Source organism: Microvirga calopogonii, from assembly GCF_003347665.1.
GTDB lineage: Bacteria > Pseudomonadota > Alphaproteobacteria > Rhizobiales > Beijerinckiaceae > Microvirga > Microvirga calopogonii.
On the sequence record NZ_QDGA01000006.1, the window covers coordinates 81,864 to 96,686 of the forward strand.

At 58.7% G+C, this 14,823-nt stretch carries 26 protein-coding genes; 3 read left to right on the forward strand and 23 right to left on the reverse strand.

Annotation, left to right across the window (positions count from 1 at the left end):
* Nucleotides 1–11 precede the first annotated feature (11 nt).
* Entirely contained in the window at nt 12–422 is a 411-nt protein-coding gene (locus DDF70_RS08300; RefSeq protein WP_114944405.1) for a hypothetical protein, read from the forward strand.
* A gap of 206 nt (nt 423–628) precedes the next feature.
* Here DDF70_RS08300 and DDF70_RS08305 read toward each other — a convergent pair whose 3' ends face one another.
* The 12 genes from DDF70_RS08305 to DDF70_RS08360 form a co-directional block, all read right to left on the reverse strand.
* Nucleotides 629–889: a PilZ domain-containing protein gene (locus DDF70_RS08305; RefSeq protein WP_114944406.1), complete on the reverse strand. Its 261-nt coding sequence runs from the start codon at nt 887–889 to the stop codon at nt 629–631.
* A 74-nt stretch (nt 890–963) separates the two neighbouring features.
* Nucleotides 964–1,626 (reverse strand): hypothetical protein, encoded by a 663-nt coding sequence (locus DDF70_RS08310; protein WP_114944407.1) that lies wholly within the window; start codon nt 1,624–1,626, stop codon nt 964–966.
* A gap of 135 nt (nt 1,627–1,761) precedes the next feature.
* A complete protein-coding gene (locus tag DDF70_RS08315; RefSeq protein ID WP_114944408.1) occupies nt 1,762–2,211 on the reverse strand; it encodes a hypothetical protein in 450 nt (149 codons plus the stop codon).
* Nucleotides 2,212–2,307: 96 nt separating this feature from the next.
* Nucleotides 2,308–2,652: a hypothetical protein gene (locus DDF70_RS08320; RefSeq protein ID WP_114944409.1), complete on the reverse strand. Its 345-nt coding sequence runs from the start codon at nt 2,650–2,652 to the stop codon at nt 2,308–2,310.
* 55 nt (nt 2,653–2,707) lie between these two features.
* On the reverse strand, nt 2,708–3,295 hold the full coding sequence (locus DDF70_RS08325) for a hypothetical protein (RefSeq protein WP_114944410.1): 588 nt from the start codon (nt 3,293–3,295) through the stop codon (nt 2,708–2,710).
* Between the two features lie 172 nt (nt 3,296–3,467).
* A complete protein-coding gene (locus tag DDF70_RS08330; protein ID WP_114944411.1) occupies nt 3,468–3,719 on the reverse strand; it encodes a hypothetical protein in 252 nt (83 codons plus the stop codon).
* Nucleotides 3,720–3,864: 145 nt separating this feature from the next.
* Entirely contained in the window at nt 3,865–4,218 is a 354-nt protein-coding gene (locus DDF70_RS08335) for a hypothetical protein (RefSeq protein WP_114944412.1), read from the reverse strand.
* A gap of 118 nt (nt 4,219–4,336) precedes the next feature.
* Complete coding sequence (locus tag DDF70_RS08340; protein WP_114944413.1) at nt 4,337–4,663, reverse strand: hypothetical protein; 327 nt, start codon at nt 4,661–4,663, stop codon at nt 4,337–4,339.
* Nucleotides 4,664–5,169: 506 nt separating this feature from the next.
* Nucleotides 5,170–6,744 (reverse strand): hypothetical protein, encoded by a 1,575-nt coding sequence (locus DDF70_RS08345; protein WP_114944414.1) that lies wholly within the window; start codon nt 6,742–6,744, stop codon nt 5,170–5,172.
* Nucleotides 6,745–6,832: 88 nt separating this feature from the next.
* Nucleotides 6,833–7,285, reverse strand: coding sequence for a hypothetical protein (locus tag DDF70_RS08350; RefSeq protein WP_162820278.1), 453 nt, complete (start codon nt 7,283–7,285; stop codon nt 6,833–6,835).
* Nucleotides 7,286–7,639: 354 nt separating this feature from the next.
* Nucleotides 7,640–7,870, reverse strand: coding sequence for a hypothetical protein (locus DDF70_RS08355; protein ID WP_114944416.1), 231 nt, complete (start codon nt 7,868–7,870; stop codon nt 7,640–7,642).
* Between the two features lie 5 nt (nt 7,871–7,875).
* The gene (locus DDF70_RS08360; protein WP_114944417.1) at nt 7,876–8,166 is read right to left on the reverse strand and encodes a hypothetical protein; all 291 of its coding nucleotides are present in this window, start codon (nt 8,164–8,166) and stop codon (nt 7,876–7,878) included.
* Nucleotides 8,167–8,359: 193 nt separating this feature from the next.
* Here DDF70_RS08360 and DDF70_RS08365 point away from each other — a divergent pair, with 193 nt between their 5' ends.
* On the forward strand, nt 8,360–8,614 hold the full coding sequence (locus DDF70_RS08365) for an RNA polymerase sigma factor region1.1 domain-containing protein (protein ID WP_114944418.1): 255 nt from the start codon (nt 8,360–8,362) through the stop codon (nt 8,612–8,614).
* A 12-nt stretch (nt 8,615–8,626) separates the two neighbouring features.
* On the opposite strand, the gene DDF70_RS08370 is transcribed toward DDF70_RS08365, so the two are convergent.
* The 5 genes from DDF70_RS08370 to DDF70_RS08390 all read right to left on the reverse strand — a co-directional run bounded on the left by DDF70_RS08370 (nt 8,627) and on the right by DDF70_RS08390 (nt 10,934).
* Nucleotides 8,627–8,899, reverse strand: a complete 273-nt coding sequence (locus DDF70_RS08370) for a hypothetical protein (protein ID WP_114944419.1) — start codon at nt 8,897–8,899, stop codon at nt 8,627–8,629.
* 63 nt (nt 8,900–8,962) lie between these two features.
* Nucleotides 8,963–9,256, reverse strand: coding sequence for a hypothetical protein (locus DDF70_RS08375; RefSeq protein WP_114944420.1), 294 nt, complete (start codon nt 9,254–9,256; stop codon nt 8,963–8,965).
* Nucleotides 9,257–9,292: 36 nt separating this feature from the next.
* Nucleotides 9,293–9,760 (reverse strand): hypothetical protein, encoded by a 468-nt coding sequence (locus DDF70_RS08380; RefSeq protein ID WP_114944421.1) that lies wholly within the window; start codon nt 9,758–9,760, stop codon nt 9,293–9,295.
* A 48-nt stretch (nt 9,761–9,808) separates the two neighbouring features.
* Nucleotides 9,809–10,258, reverse strand: coding sequence for a hypothetical protein (locus DDF70_RS08385; protein ID WP_162820279.1), 450 nt, complete (start codon nt 10,256–10,258; stop codon nt 9,809–9,811).
* Nucleotides 10,259–10,277: 19 nt separating this feature from the next.
* A complete protein-coding gene (locus DDF70_RS08390; protein ID WP_114944423.1) occupies nt 10,278–10,934 on the reverse strand; it encodes a hypothetical protein in 657 nt (218 codons plus the stop codon).
* Nucleotides 10,935–11,188: 254 nt separating this feature from the next.
* Here DDF70_RS08390 and DDF70_RS08395 point away from each other — a divergent pair, with 254 nt between their 5' ends.
* A complete protein-coding gene (locus DDF70_RS08395; RefSeq protein ID WP_114944424.1) occupies nt 11,189–12,049 on the forward strand; it encodes an EAL domain-containing protein in 861 nt (286 codons plus the stop codon).
* Nucleotides 12,050–12,062: 13 nt separating this feature from the next.
* Here the strand turns inward: DDF70_RS08395 and DDF70_RS08400 are convergent, their stop codons facing one another.
* From DDF70_RS08400 to DDF70_RS08425, 6 genes are all read right to left on the reverse strand, one after another.
* Nucleotides 12,063–12,425, reverse strand: a complete 363-nt coding sequence (locus DDF70_RS08400; protein ID WP_114944425.1) for a DUF3572 domain-containing protein — start codon at nt 12,423–12,425, stop codon at nt 12,063–12,065.
* A gap of 45 nt (nt 12,426–12,470) precedes the next feature.
* Complete coding sequence (locus DDF70_RS08405; RefSeq protein ID WP_114944426.1) at nt 12,471–12,713, reverse strand: hypothetical protein; 243 nt, start codon at nt 12,711–12,713, stop codon at nt 12,471–12,473.
* Between the two features lie 15 nt (nt 12,714–12,728).
* Nucleotides 12,729–12,983 (reverse strand): hypothetical protein, encoded by a 255-nt coding sequence (locus DDF70_RS08410; protein ID WP_114944427.1) that lies wholly within the window; start codon nt 12,981–12,983, stop codon nt 12,729–12,731.
* Between the two features lie 27 nt (nt 12,984–13,010).
* Nucleotides 13,011–13,622, reverse strand: a complete 612-nt coding sequence (locus DDF70_RS08415; RefSeq protein ID WP_114944428.1) for an ImmA/IrrE family metallo-endopeptidase — start codon at nt 13,620–13,622, stop codon at nt 13,011–13,013.
* A gap of 10 nt (nt 13,623–13,632) precedes the next feature.
* Nucleotides 13,633–13,890, reverse strand: coding sequence for a hypothetical protein (locus tag DDF70_RS08420; protein ID WP_114944429.1), 258 nt, complete (start codon nt 13,888–13,890; stop codon nt 13,633–13,635).
* A gap of 74 nt (nt 13,891–13,964) precedes the next feature.
* The gene (locus DDF70_RS08425; protein ID WP_114944430.1) at nt 13,965–14,792 is read right to left on the reverse strand and encodes a metallophosphoesterase; all 828 of its coding nucleotides are present in this window, start codon (nt 14,790–14,792) and stop codon (nt 13,965–13,967) included.
* Between the last annotated feature and the right edge of the window lie 31 nt (nt 14,793–14,823).

Sequence of the window (14,823 nt, forward strand, 5' to 3'; positions counted from 1 at the left end):
AGGGATCCATAATGCGTGCTTTTATTTCGGCAACCTTACTCCTGGCTGCGTCTCTTCCTGCGTCGGCTCTCACTCTGGACGAATATCCGGAATATCGGGGTACGTGGTCCTTGAACTGCAAAAATCCTTCGTCGGACAAGGTCCAGGTCGAAGTCGAGAAAGTAACTATCACGTACGCCGGGACGCCCCATGAATACCGGGGCGTCGAGTTGAGCCACACCTTCGGCGGCGGCGCTCATGCCGACGGGAAGCATGCTTGGATCATGATCAGCAAGGCTCCCGACAGTGGGTACGTATTTATTGCGGAAGTCCCTGGCCATAAGCGCAAGGGGCCGCTGGAGTTGGGAGAGCAATCCCCCAATTCAGGGACCGAAGTGAAGCCGCTTTGGGGCAAGAAGTTTCAGAAGTGTCCCACCGGCTGAAGGGGGGACGAGCAAGAGGGCGCCGGGATCACCCGTCGGCTTTGTCGTTCTTGGGGGTCATCAAGCCCCAGTCCTCAAGGTCTTCGTCGAGGCGGGTCCAGCCATGGAGCAGGTATAGCTCAAGCATGGGTTTTCTCCCTGAAGGATGCACCCATGCATAAAGCCGACCTGAGATGTGCCGGCTTTCGAAAATGGTGGGAGACAGCTTAGTCGGTGAACCTGGCCCCATAGAAGTGGCCGTCAGTCCAGACGAGGCGCACCTGCGCGACGGCGGCTTGGCTCGGAATCCTGAGCTGGAATTCGACAGGAACATCGGCCAGTTCAGGGAAAACCAGCCGAACCCCCTTTTCCGACAGGTCCCAGATGGTGCACCGCTGCGGCTCGTGGGGCGGATCGGCCGTGATCCACCCTTCGAGGTCGGTGCGGTAGCGCTCACAGGATCGGCGTTCGGGTAGGCCAACGCGCATGCAGTCATCCTAGAATTGAGGAAGGCACCAGATAGAATGGCTGGCTTGTGCGAGGGTTCCGCCAAGCTTTCGGCTCAATCCTCGAGAGGCAGCCTTGGGCAAGCCTGGAACTCCTTGAGATCCGCTTGGAGATGCATTGAGGTCTCCTCCCACATGAGGGAGCGGACCCGAGCGTAAAACTCCCTCATCAAGTCGGCTTCCGAGTCTTTCGGGGCATCCTTGATCTCCGCGGGTTCGATTGGCGCCGACGCGAGGTCCTTAAAGTCGGCTCCAAGGACGGTACCGCCGTCGCTGTAGCCATAGCCCTGATTGGCGACCTTCCGGAGGTCACCGTAGGAGAAGAACGTCAACGTGAATTCCGACCCCAGGTGCTCTGGCCGGTCATTCTCATGGAAGACCGCGATCCCGTGGTCGCCGATATGAATGTGACGGGCATCCCAGAAGCCCGAAACGCAGCGGCCGATGGTGTGGAAGAGGCTTTCGCCTGGACCGCTGACTTCGAGGGCGAATGCCTCGAAGACCATGGGATCGAAGGGGAAGTTCTCCTCTGTCACGAACAGGTGGGCGGGGATCTCTCGGATGGTGATCGTATCCTCGCCCATTCGGACGAGTGCAAGGTCAGCCCCATCCTTCTGGACAACCACACCGCTATCGGTGCCGAGGAGCGGTAGGACGGTCTTCAGGAGGTTCGGATAGAGGGTGGCGGAGAGGCTCGAGGCGAATTTCACCGTCAGCATGTTCGAAGCTCCTTTTGGGGAATTTTGCTTGCCCTGATCGCGAGACCTCATCTCGACTCAAAGACTGGGATTGGTGACTCGTACAAACGAAAAGCCCGTCAAAGACGGGCTTTCCTTCGCGATTGCTTGGTCGTTTTAGAAGTTCGGTACTGGAAACGCCCGATCCAGCGCCGGGTTCTCGATCCGCCACTGGACCGACCGATCATGAGCCCCCGTTTCATCCTTGATAGCCGCCAAGGCCATCAGGACATCGCCGGCGAACCGCGGCTCATTGGCCTGAGAAAGGGCCGAGACAGCCTCCTTCAAGCTGCATTTCGCCAAATCCCGAAGCTCACGAACCCTGGAGATCAGGGAGGGCCGTTGAGGATGCCAATCGGAGAAGTTTGGGAACTTCCCTGTAAGCTCGTAACACATAAGCGCCGTCTGGGCTTTGTTGCGGGCTTCGTGCTCGCTGGCAAAGGCTGGGGGAACCTCGATCTCGGCGAGAACGGTCTCGGAGTCTCCGTTCGGAAGCATTTGGATGTTGAATCCGAACAGCCCTTCGGACTGAGTGATACCGGACATGCGGGCAGAGAGGATCGCCATTCCAATCATCCTTTCTTCCGGGGATTTCCGGATCTGTTGCACACATCCCGCTTGCAACGAATTAGGATACGTTACAGTCGCATTATAATTCGGTTTTCAGCAAATCTCCACCGGGGCTGTCGGTTGGTTAACAACGACGCCTCGGATGAACGCGGGTCTCGCGTGACGCGATCCGAGATCGATGACCGACGGCTGGACTGCCACAGGCCGGTTGGGTGGGCACTCCGGATGAGGCATCATCGCCAGGGGAGCTGCGGTCAGGACCGGCATTCCGTCAGGGCCAGGCTTCACGGTCTTCTGGAGAACGATGAAGCCACCCGGTACCCGCCCCTGAAGAATGATTTGAGCATCCATCCGGACCGGAGCGACACTAGGGTTTGGCTTCGCGCCGGCCTCGAATTCATCATAGGTGAGATTGTCGTTGTCGGCGCGCAGCATCATTCGTCCGATCCTTGGATGGGCGGTGAAAAAGAATGGCGGAAGAGGGGAGAGCCGGTTAGGCAGCCAGGACCTGTGCGTCCGGGCCAGCCTGGCTGATCGCGTATTCAGCGATCTCAAGAAGACGGGCGGTGTCCATATCCGACACCTTGTCGAGCCGCTGTTCGCAGGCTGTTGCGAGCTCCTTTGCGGAGAGCGCGTGCGGATTGTCGGTGTCATAGACGATTCCGACGTTCCGGAGGGCCTCAACCGCATGGCTTCCGGTCCACTGTACCTGCGGATCATCCATGCGCTCGCCTTCGACCCGCAGGATCGGCTTTGCGCCGTTGTAGGCCATGTCGTCCCGGGTCTCGACGGTTACACTCAGGCTATGTTTGACCGCGAAGGACAAATGATCTGCGACTTTGGCTCGTAGATCCGAGCCAAGGGTCTGAACAGCCTCAGCGACGCCAGTCGGGTTTGAGCGGATGGCGTAATAGCCAAACTGGCAGTCGTTGAGGCCGATGAAGTCGGGATCGGCGGTGCCGACGGTCTTGATGGCTGTGACGATCTGCACGGCCTCATCGCGGGTGATTTCAATTTCACGCTGCGGGGCGCCCTCGATGGCGAATACATTCGGGAGAACAGCGGAAACCGTCACGGACATCGTTGTCATCCTTTCGGGGATTTCTTCAACAGCGGGTTCATCCACCGGGTGAGAAACTTGCCCATTCTGTCAGGTTGCGGCTCCTCCATCAGGATCGTCCTGGTGCACCGATCGCCAACAGATGACTTCGCTTCCGTCCAGGCGAACCATTCTCAATGGATTGGAGGCGGTATCAGTAACGGGCGCGGTGGGGGTAGCGACCTTCCTGGATCATCACGTCGGGAGACTCGGGCTCGGCGCCGACCAGGGCGATGAACTCGTGGCCGTAAAGGAAGGAGCCCATCGTATAGATCACCCTCGCGTAGCGATCGCGGTCCAAGTTCGACGGGAACTCGTGGTCGTCGGCAATCCGGACATTTCGATATTCAGCGACCAGATCCGCCTGGGTGGCCTTGGAGGCGTCTTGCAAGGAGTTGAAGCGCATGACTCTCATAGGACAAGCCTTTCGGGGATTTAAGCTTTCATTTGTTCGCGGGCATGAGCCGAGGGAATGAACGGGGTTTGCGCGCAAACCCAAACAAAAAGGCTCCCGTTTAGGGAGCCTTTTCCGGGTTGGTGCGAGAACCGGCTTAGTTCAGTTCGAGGAAGACAGTGGCTCTCTCGCTAGCGCGAAGATCCCCCTGGACCTTGAGCAGTCCGGAGAGTTCCCATTCAAGGTTCGAGTCAAACCCGAGCTGCTGGCCGTTGATCCTCTGCTTCTTGGGATCGATGGAAGCACTAAGGAGCTTCTGGGCATCGACCTGAACACAGGTGATGTCTGCGTCGGCATTGATGAATTCGAGGTCTTCTGCGAGGCCAAGGCTCGAAAGGATTTCGATTGCCGTCCCCTGCGTGACAGCGAATCCGTAGCTTACGCCTGCAAAGGCCTTGCGGGTGCCGACGGTGCGCTTGCCGATAACGTTGAGAGCGTAGGTGAAGGCCATCTCGATTTTCCTTCCGGGGTTTCTCAAATCATTGGATCGCAACTCTATTAGGATCAAAAGTGATGGGGTTTGCCGGCAACCGGAAAAAATAGGAGGCCATGAAGGCCTCCTATGCTGCTTAGTGGGCGTTGCGGGTCGCAAGCAGATGGAATGCGGCGGTTTCCCGGATCGCTTGGTCGACGGCGGTTGTCCCGTCCGTCGGCGCCAGGTCCATGAGCTCCGTCTGGCGGCTGTCCGGGACGAAGATTTCCGGATCAATGGAATCCTCCTCGCTCCGGCGGCCCTGAAGCGAAGCGGCGGTTGCGCGGATCGCTTGGCGGATGGCGTTCGCCGGGAACGATGCAGAGAGGCCGATCAGGTCGCTGCGGCGATCGGCCGGAAGGAACTGGTGCGGATCGAGGGAACTGGCAAGGACTTGGATGGTCGAGCGGCCATTCTGTGTCATGTCTTTTCCTTTTCCGGGGATTTCAAATTGATCTTGAACGCATCTTCTCCAAGCAATCAACCGTCGATGATTTCGACATAGGTCTGAGTGACACCATGTTCATGCGGGTCGCCTAAACCGGCGAGCGTTACTCGATGGCCTTCATAGGCCCCATCGGAATGATACCGGCTGGTAGCGTAAACTTCATGACGACGACCGGCGATGTTGCCTCTCTGGTCGTAATAATTGTGCTCATGATCCGCCCGTATCGTGACGCCTCCGTATGGATCGAAATTGGATATCAGGCTTCCCGAGCCTGAAAATGTGTTGATGTAGTGTGACGGCAAGACGAACTTAACCCGACACCCAGGCGTGAATGGCCTGCCGTTGCAATCCACGATCGGGTGTTGCCCGGGTTGAACAGCGTTCGCGTCTGGAGGCTGTTGACCTCGTCACTCGGATCCTCCTCACGCGGAGTCTCATGGCTCATCGTCTTCGTCTCCTGGAGTTGATGGAGGTGTGCCCGCTCAGGCCTTGAACAGCTTTAGAAGGGCGGCATGGGCCCGGAGCCCATCTCGCTTGATCCGTTCGATGGTTTCAGGCGCACACGTTGCGAAGGGGCTCCAGCCATCAAATCCGTCCGCGCGCTGGTAGAGGATGCAGTAGTCTGCAGCGACCCCAAGCTGTCGGCAGTGCCGCCATACGGTCTTGTCGATCAGTGGTCGGAACTCAAGGTCCGTCTCTGGACCGTTCAGCACCGTTCCGGTCGCGCCTTCGTAGGCGAGGCGGGCCCTGACGATCGGGTGTTCCGGGTCGGTTTGATCCCAGCCTCCGACATATTGCAGGAGTTCAAGCAGGAGCGCCGCCAGCGGATTTTCAGCTTTCGGCTTCCTTGCGAGCGCGAGGACCAGGACGAGAGGGTCTCCCTCATTGAGGCGCTCGGCAATGTACCGGGCTTCCTCCTCGCTTAGGCGCAATTCACCGTTGGCACCTGCGACGGTTGTGCCGCCGTCGGCGTCTCGGAAATCCACGTACCAGTATTCTCCCCGCTGAGAGTACAGCGCCTCGTAGCGGGACTGGCCCTCCTCCTCGAGGTCGCCTCGGTCACCTTCACTATCATCGGGATGACCATAGGCGAGGAAGTATGAGGTCTTTGCCAGATCCCAGGCTCGCCCCCACAGGGCGAAATCTGCCTCATGCTCGGCTTCGCTGCAGCGCCCCTCTTCCCAATCCGAGGGCATCCAAGTGGGGCGCCCCAGGACGAAGGCCATTGCGGCTGCCATGACCATGTTTTCATCGCAGAAGTCATGGCTATGGCAGACAATCTCGCTTTCCTCGACAGCATTGCGGCGGACCACTTCGGCCATCTTGTCGCGAATGCTCTCGGCAAGGAGGAAAGTGAAGACCGCAGCGACTCTGTGATCAAGTGGCAGGAGGTCATTGTCCTTGCGCAGTGCAACAGTGGCCTTGGACCACATGTTGCCGGGGTTCGCACGGTCAGAGGGATCGATGCCAGGATCGTTCTCATATTGCTCGAACTCAGGACCATAGAACTGAACGCAATTGCCCCATTCCTGAAGGTTGCCGCCCTTCATACGAGCGGCGTCCAGAGGGGAGAGCCGAATGTCGAGGATACAGCTTTCGGCGTCGAGATCATTCCCGACAACCACAAACCGGGCTCCAGGCTCAATGAAGTGAGACGGGTAGCTTTCAAGGATTCCCGTGTTCGTGACAACGCCGCCGACTTTCAGGTCGTTTGCGGCCGCGAGATAAGTCATGCGTTCGCCGGGCTCATCGATAGCGGAGAAATCCTTACCCCTCTCCTGAAACGAGTCCTCCAAGGCAAGCCATGCCCGGAGTTCCTTCTCGCGGTCCAAAGGTGAGATCAGGGGCCAAGCGTCCTCCCAATCGAGCGGATCTCCTGTTTCCGGATTTTCTGGATTGGGGCATCGCCCACTGAAGTGATGAGAGGCAATTCCGCCGTCTGTGATGCCGACTGCGTTTTGCAGCAGCGCGCAAGACGCGTTGAGGTCAGGGAGACTGGCAGCCTGGCGGATGAGGTCATCGCCCATCTGGGCGGCATAGGAAGGAGCAACGTTCATGGGAGATCCAGGTGGGGAGAGCAGAGCGCAAAACAGAAAAGCCCGCCGGGAGGGCGGGCTGGGATCTGTGTAAGACGCGGGGAAGGGTCTAGGCTGCGTCCGGGATGTATGCCGGGATGTCCATCCCGATATCCAACGGGTGGAAGTTCAGCGGGGTGTCGTGCCCGAGCAGGGCAACCCGAACATGGTTAGCGGAACGGCCCGCATAGAGTACGTTTCCGACTTTGCCGTAATGCGCGCTTTTCGGATCCTTGACCCAGCAACCCCGGTGAACTCGGACTTCGATGCCATACTGGCTCCGGATGTACCCATAGCCATCGTCGGTGAGCGGCTCTTTGAGCATGTAGGCCGTTACGATCTGACGGAACTGTGCGAAGGACATTGAACCGAAGGCTTCGCAGTTCTTGGCCTCGCGCAGGGCGGCCTGCTTCGAGAGTGCGTGAATGATCTCACGCCCAAAGCCTGGAACCGACACGGAGTACAGCTTCCAGTTCCTAACGGGCGGACGGCGCTTTGGAGAGCTTGCGCTGTTTTGTTTCATGCGCAGACCACCTTCCGTTTTGCCGCCTTACATTCCTGGCAGGTACATGGTTTAACGCGTGCTTTGACAGCGGCTAGGCACTCTTCCGGAGTATCCTCGCCAAAGACATGTTCGCCGTCGTCGTTGAAGCGCCACCCGCGGTTTAAGGTAACGATCACAGAGTTTCCCATCTCGCGTTCGTCATCGACGATCTCAACTCGCGGATGGGCCCGCAGTTCAGTAAGCGCATCTGTTTTTCTTCTTCTTGTCACGGTCCTTTGGCGGGACCTGATTTTTTGTGCGGTGACCGACCGTTTATTTCCCATCGTATCTCCGGCGGGGTGTCATAGAAGAAAAATTTCGAATTGCAATGGCTTATTGCCCTATGAAGGCGGCAAATCCTTTTTCGAAAGCCGCATAGCTCTCGGCAGTCGGCATGACAAAGTTGCCGTCGTCGTCATGGTTTGCCACCATGCAGTTCGCTTTCAGCGAGGGATCTTGGTTGGCTTTGCACCTCTTGTCAGCCTGCGCCACGGTCTTAGCGCCGCAGACCGGGCAGTCGACTGGGGCCATAACAAGAGCGGGAAGTTCTGTTTTGGAAGCCATTGTCTTCACCTCTGATTGTTGAGCAGGGCCGCCATAGCCTCTGCAGGAGCGTTCTCACGCATTTGAATGGTGACAGGGCCGTTTCTCATGTCTCCGGCCAGCTCTCCGTGAAGTGCCTCGCGTTCGCGAGGACGGAGATTGCGCCACTTTTGAATATCGTAGGCGCCGAACAGGATGCCGCGGGGCGAATGAGCTTGGTTTCGTCCTACCGAAAAGCCTCGGCTTTCGAGGAAGCTGACCGCCTTACGGGAAGCCCCAAATTCCTCGTCGTCGTGGAAGACGATTGGATTGATCATCGTAATATCCTGCTCCGCAAACTCGAATCGTCGCAACTGCCGAAGCGCATTAGATCGTCATTATACCACTTTTTATTTCGCCGCCCTATAGGCTGCCCGGCGGAGGCTGAGGAGGTTGAGAACCCGACGGTCTTGAAACGGCCAGCAGGAGCCTACTTGTGAAGGCCTATTTCGCTTCAACCGGGAGGCGGGGATGGACGGACCGATCATTGACCTAGGAAAGGCCGCCAATTGGAAACTGATCCGGCAGGCAAAAAAGCGGGGCTATATCACGTCCGAAGAACTTGATCGGCTTCTCCCGCCATGGGCGGCGACACCGGAGCAGGTCGACGATGTGGTCAATCAACTGGCTGAAGCTGGGATCGCCCTCGTCGAGGTCGACGAGGACGCTGGGAGTCAAATGTCGCCGCCGGCGAACTCCAATGAACCGCCTGATCAATCCCAGTGATAGTCCAGCGGATTAGGGCTTCCATTCCCCACTGTGGACCTTCAAGGCCCGCTCCTGGGCGGCCTCAAGGGTGTCGAAGGACCCGCAATCCTCGGAGTAGAAGTCGAGATCCTTCAGGGGCGAGTCCGACCGCTCATGGCCATAGCGGTTAACGCAGTAGCCCCCGCCATACGAGCTGGCATCCTGAACACTGACGCCGGTCCATTGGCCACCGTTCATCAGCATGTATTCGTCATCCTCGGCCTCGGCGAACTCGGCGGGGCTGTGCTTGAAATGAAGTTTCATAGGAACCTCTGCATTGGGGAGGGCTCGGCCGGCGGTCGGCGTTATGGGGAGGCCTGCTGGCGCTTAGCACCTGGACATAAGGGAGGAGTTCCAGGGCAGCGACAGATGTGGCTGATGCCAGCCCATCGCATCGAGGTACCGCCAGTTGTTTCCCACCCATTCGGGAAGGGGCATTCCGGCGCGGATCAAGACCCGGATGGCATCCTGTCCCGTACTAGCCGTGCGCTCGGAGCGAAGGTACGCATTGGCGCGCCCCTTTCCCTCCTGGGCCCGGAGTTCCTCCAGGTTTTCCCGGATCTGGTCGATCCTCTTCTGAGCTTCGCGGATAACGGACTGAGGGATGCGTTTCCTGCGCATGGTGGCAATCCTTTCAAGCCAGAGGGAGAGAGAGGGTCAGAAGCGGGGCGTGCCCAGAGCTCGGCGCTGGACGCTCATGTCGGCGCCGTTGCGCTCCAGGTAGTCGAGGACACGCGTGATGCTTTCGAACTCGGACTTGGCGTCCTGTTGGGTGAGGCCGTCCCGCCGGTCGACTGACAGGTCAATGGTCTCGGTGAGTATCCAGCCGAAGTCGCGCACTTGCTCGGTGGAGAGTGCGCCATTGCGGGACGTGTCTGAGCTTGACGACAGGAGGGTTGCAGTCCGTCGGCCGCTTAGATGCCTCCTGATTGCTTCCAGCACCGCATTGCCGTCGTCGCCGGCATCTTCCAGGGCGAACCTGGCCAAGGGCTCGTCACTGACGACTGTGGACAGGCCGAGTGCGATGCCATTGCGGCTTACCAGGTTCCAGTAGCCGCTCGACGTGCGGGAGAGATAGCTGATATTTCCCAGATCGTCCCTGATCTGGATCCGGACTGCGCTCATGGACGGATATCTCGTTGAACGGTGGGGAGGAGGGCGGGATGAGGCCGATCAGGTGAACCGGACGGCAATCTGCTCTGGGTAATCGATGCCCCAAGGCGCCTTGTCCCATCCAGGGAGCTTCTTGATCAGGCGTCGCGCGAGACGTGAGGCGAAGTCATAGGCGGAGGTGCCCTCATAATCGGGGCACTCGCACGCCTGATGCTCATACGAGGCCAAGGCCTTGGCTATTACGGTGGGGCAGAGGTTTGGCCGGTACTCGAAGCCATAGAAGCCGACGATCTCGTCGAGGGCGGGGTTGGTGTCGCTATACACGAGGGCAGTGAGATAATTCACCGAGCGGGCATTCTCAGCCCAGAGCATCTTGCCCAGGTCAGTGCCATGCTCCTTCTGTGGAATGATGAGATCGCCGCCTTTGGCAAGGCGTGCCGCGCAGGCCAAGTCAATGGCACCGGAGACCAGAACATCGATGTGAAGCTTGTCGACGAAGTAGGCAGACACGTTTTCCTCCGGCACGGGATCAATGGGAGTGTTCTACGACGGGTTCGACGAAGACGATGGACGGAAGGGGCCGCCCCTCACGGGTTGCGATCGCGACTTTGCGTCCTGCGACGAGCAAATCTGTGCCGGGTTTCGTGCCGCTCATGTGGAGGCGGACCTGCCCGGTCGAAGTCTTCAGGGTCACAAACCGGGCGAAGTTTCGGGATGAGACAGAAAGAACTTCGCCAGAGATGTCCGTCTTAGGTTTCCCGGTATCGAAATCGGGCCCGAGGCTATCGAGGCACGAGGCGAAGATCCCATTGAACTCACCATCGGAGAGTTCTTGATTCGAGAATGCACCCCTGAGGGCGTATTTGTACCAGGTGACCTTCAGGCCAGAAGGAAAATGCTCGAAATTGGGGAGCATAAGGGCGCAATCATCGGAGTGAGGCTGGCCGATTTCCTCGTTACATCCGCAGGTACACTCGCCCCAGTAGTAAGGACGAATGGCGAAAGTGTCATTGCGGAAGGTGGCGTAGTGATCGCTGCCTGTATCGAAGGTTTTGCCCCACCGGCTAGTGCCGTAGATGCTCAGGCCTATGCGCTCAAGGAAGTCGTGGAACCGTTCTGAGAGCGTTTCCCGATCGAGAGCAAAGCGCTCCGTCGGGTTGCCGAAGCACAACTGGCCGAGTTCCATCGCTAATTCCTTTTGGGGATTGAACATCGTGAAGGTCGCGATGATCGGGTGATCGGGAACGGTTAATCACGGTTTTTGCACAGCCTCGGCACTGGCCGCCAACGTTCTAAAATGGCCGCAGAATAAGCAAGAAGCGAGCGAACCCTCATCTCAAGAGGAATTTTGTCCCGAATTAAACTCCTGGGACGTGACATTTTAACTCGGAAGTGGTAACACTCTTTTAAGATATCGATTTTGCCTTAACCGGGTGCCTTGTGCTGCTGCAGGATCTGGCCGACTCAGAGACTGATTTTTGCCGCCTCGAGAGCAAGCTCTCCGAGGTTTACTCCTATTTGGGCGGCATCCCGGCACGGGAACTCTATAAGACGCTCCAGTCCGGCCAGGGCATGTCGGTGGTGTATCAGCCCCAGGTCAATGTGGCCGATGACCAAGTTTCAGCCGTAGAGGCGCTGGTGCGCTGGCATCACCCAACAGTCGGGTCAGTTTCCCCGCGCGTCTTCATTCCCATCGCCGAAGAGACCGGCTTGATCCTGCAGGTCACGGAGTTCGTCATTCGTGAGGCCTGCGGTGTGGCAAAGCGCCAACCTGATCTGACGGTCGCGGTCAATCTGTCACCGCTGCTTTTCGCTCATTCGGTCTTGATTGAACGATTCGTAAAAATGGTCGACGAGTGTGGGGTTACCCCGCATCAGATCGAGTTCGAGATCACCGAGAATCAGCCGCTCGCAGCCGACGGCTCGGCCAGGGATTCGATCGCATTCCTGCGTGATTGCGGGTTTCGGATTGCGCTCGACGACTTTGGGATTGGATACTCGGGCGTGCAACGCCTGAATCATATCGGCGTCGACAAACTGAAGATCGACCAATCGTTTGTGCGGAGACTGGACTGCTTGAAGTCAGACCCGTCGCACGAGACGATCCAGCAAATGATCGATGTCGGCCGGACGATGGACCTAGTTGTGACTGCCGAGGGCGTTGAGACAGACGAGCAGCGTCGGTTCCTGGCATCGGCCGGCTGCGATGTGCTACAGGGCTATTTTTTCGCCCGGCCAATGGCCGCAAGGGATCTGGACGCTTTCCTCGGAAGCCGTGCCCGCGTGCCCGTCGCGGCTTGAAGTAGCTGCTCGTTCAACGGAACATTGATCGCCGCGGGAGCTGCGTGCGCTGCTCCGGCTTCCTGTCAGCCTGCTTGGCAGGATCCGGCTGGGGCGCCAGGTGTCCTGCTGCAGCCAGGATCGTGTCCGGCGGGATGCCCAGGTCCTTGTGGATCAGTTTCAGCAACTCATCGTCTTTCGACACATAGTCGAGAACACCGAGAAGGAAGTGAGGGGTGTTGGCTGACTCCCGAAGGGTCTCCGGCTGAAGACCAGTTACATTGAGAAATTGGATAATCCGATCGACATCCGCCACGATGAACTCGAAGATCCGGATGGCAAGGCCCTCCGCATCACCTCGTCCTGGTGTTACCGGCCCTGGAATGGCTTCGCTCATGGTTTCCTTCCTTGGTCGTGAACCCTGCTGGGGCCGGATATCACATCATGATGGAGGATGAGATGCGGTATTCTTGGCCCAGATATGGGAATAACGCTGACAGGCGGATTTGATCGCTTCCTCATCGCCGCGGTTCATGGCGTCGATGAGTTCTGTTGCCTCCTGGGGAGGTCTCCAGCCTGTCTTCACCTTGGCGGCTTGGTAGGAGGACCTGCACAGGTGATTGGTGATCATGCCTGCCCGAGTATAGCAGACGTCGGCTCCCGGCCAGGCGGGCAGATTAGACATGGGCAATCTCCGTTTTCAGATGCCGTATTTCGCGTTTTTGAGGAGGTTGATGCCGAGACGCCAGAATCCTTTCACTAGGACCCCGGTCGACGCCTGAACAATGAACCACTTCCCGGACGTCCCGGCCGCGAGCATGGCCGCCTTGACCGTTTCTGCGCTCCGGCGGGCGCAGTGGCTTGCTCCGTTGCGGTCTTTCCAGAACAGCCAATCGCGGTGGCCATACCGTGCCTTGCGTTTCGCGAGCGCGAGGGCCGGATCTTGTGCCGTCATCTTGATGCCCCTTAATGATACCGAGTTTCAGCCTGAAGCCTTGAGTTCGCTCAGGTACTGGTACCGGAGATCAACCACCCGATAGGGGACGTTGAATCGGAACTCGAGAGAGGATGGTCGGTTCGTGCCTCGATAAGCATCCATGAAAGCCCTTGCCGGCGTGAGAAAGCCGAAGGCGAACCACATGGCTTCGCGACGGGCCTGGATTGCCGTAGGGTCGGATTGATCCGGGTACCGGTTTGCCGCCATGGCGACATCGCCGTGCTTCTGCCGCACCATGGGATAGTGCAGGAAAAAGTGGCCGAGCTCCTGGGCAAGAACCCAGTTCTGCTGCCTGTCCTCCAGACGGAGCCGCCCATGAAGGGCGATCTCAAATCGCTCATTGCTGAACACGATGAGGCTTTGGGAGGTGTGAAGCTCTCCCGGCGGAACGTACTCGAAGTTGATCTGTCCGCCGAGCTTCTTGATCAAGTCATGGATCCGCTCGAAGCGGACCTTCCCTCTCATCTGGTGAGACTCCGCCAAGTCCCGGTCCGGAATGAAGCCGAGACGCTCGGCGACATTCTCGGCGAAGGTTTCGATGGCATGGCGGGCGCAGTTCGCCGGGATAGGCTGGTATACCTGGCTGGGAAAGTGCATCGGGGGAGCCTCAGCGGCGCCCGAAGGAGCGGGATGGATAGAATGCCCCCTTGGGAAGGTGCTGGGGACGGGTCTCGATCCGAAAGACGAGGAACAGGAGCGCCACGACCAGGACCGCCACAATGATGTGTGGCTCGACCACTGAGCAGAGAACGGCGGCGGCAACGACGACGATGCCAATCAGCGTCAGACTCAGCAGGAGCACCTGAGCAGTCCGTTCCGCTGCGTTGGGCGTACGACGGACGAGCGGGCGGGTATAGGCGTGCATGTGACCACTCCTTCTGGGGACTTAAATCCCTGATTTTCCGCAGTTTGGATGTGCTGAAACAAACAGAGGTGCCGCTAGGACACCTCGTAGAAGTTCAATTCAGAGCCGATGACCCGGGCCATCCGGGCGCGGCCAGTGGCGTATGACCCAGCGTCCAGATTGAGCCGGTCGAGGCCCAGCTGCTCCGCGGGTAGGAACCATTCGTCCTTGGGGGTCGTGTGGCCGTGCACCACGAAGTATCCATGGTGGCCCCGTTTCTGATGCTCAGACGGGTTGAAGGCGAGGAACGGGTTCCGAACCCAAGCCCAATGGTCCTGCTCTTCGAGTTCCCGGAAGTCGATGTCGATCGGCTCGGCCAGGAACTTCTCCAGGTCGGCATATGGGTTCAGCCCCGCGTGGATGAACATGAACTCGCCCGAGGTCCGGTGCTTCGACAGTCCCTCGAGGAACTCTACCCGCCTTGGCCCAAGAGCATCCCTCAGATCGCCGGGAGTCTTGGCGCTATGCCCCTCGTCCAGAAGGTCGGTCACGACCCTCATGCCACCATTCAACAGCCAGTTGCTGTACGCAGTCTTCCGGCGATGCACCTGACCATCCAGGACGATGGTCGCGAGAAGCATCTGCTCGTGGTTGCCAGCAAGGGCATCCACGATGTCGGCGCCGGTTCGTTCCTTGGCCTCGATCGCAAGATCGATGCATCCGAGGGAATCCGGGCCCCGATCGATCAAGTCGCCAAGGAGAACTACAATCCGTCGGCAGCCAGGGGCGTGAGGGGAAGCGGCGATGATCTCGAAGAGTGCCTTCATGAGGTCGCTGCGGCCATGTAGGTCGCCGATCGCGAAGATCTCCTCATCTGGCCGAGCGACAAACGGGAGGAGGTGCTGGGAGATCGTTATGGTCATTTCGATCCTCTTGGGGTTTTCCCCGTAACGG